The organism is Frankia sp. CeRuru1 (assembly GCF_977966315.1).
On record NZ_CDWWEW010000205.1, the window covers coordinates 1 to 883 of the forward strand.

The window sequence follows — 883 nt, forward strand, 5'->3', positions numbered from 1 at the left end:
GTTCGGGCCGGCGCCATGCCCGTCGGGGCCGCGGTAACGTGCGCGTCCATGCGAACGCGGGGCCGGTCAGGTGGAAGCCGAGGGCGCGGCTGCAGGGTCGCACCGGCGAGCGCGACGGCCCCGACGTGACGCATCTCCCGTTTCCGGTAACGCGTTCCGGTCGGCACCGGACGACGGACGGCACGCTCGGGCGTCCCGCGCTCCCCCGCCTCGGCAAAGGGGGCGCCGCATCGCCGATCGACGTACAGTCGACTGCCTGGCGTCTGGTCCGGTTGTCCAAATCGTCCGGTCCGGTCGTCCAATATCTACCCTAACGTAAGGGCCGAGTTGTCCACCAAGCGCCGTGGTGTTTCGGGATCGAACACGACCCGTGGCGACGTTTACCAGATCGGGGACGTTGCGGAGCGGGTCAGCCTCTCCCTGCGAACAGTCCGCTACTATGAGGAATCGGGGCTCCTCATGCCGGTAGGTCGGACCGTAGGGGGATTTCGTCTCTACGACGACGATGCCATCGAGCGGCTGCTCCTCATCAAGAAGATGAAACCGCTGGGGTTCACCCTGGAGGAGATACGGTCGCTGCTGGCCCTTCGCGACGAGCTCGCCGAGCCCGACCTCGCCGCGGACGCCCGGGCCGAGCTCCAGGAGCGGCTTGGCACCTGGGTGGTACTCGCGGAGGAAAAGCTTTCTACGCTTCGGGAGCAGGTCAGCGTCGCGGAGTCGTTCGTCGGCGGGCTGCACGACGACGCGAAACGGTCGCGCGGAACCGCCTGATCCGCGGACGCCGATCATCGCACCCACCGCGGCGGGCCTCGCGAATCTCACCGGCAAGACCAAGATCAAAACCTGAAGTTATTTTCCGGCAACTCCCAGGGGATGCTCCATG

The 883-nt window shown here is 66.9% G+C and carries 1 protein-coding gene; it reads left to right on the forward strand.

The genetic code is table 11. The features are described from left to right. The first annotated feature begins 327 nt into the window (after window positions 1-327). Complete coding sequence (locus AC08OP_RS15135; RefSeq protein ID WP_476614786.1) at window positions 328-771, forward strand: MerR family transcriptional regulator; 444 nt, start codon at window positions 328-330, stop codon at window positions 769-771. The last annotated feature ends 112 nt before the right edge of the window (window positions 772-883 follow it).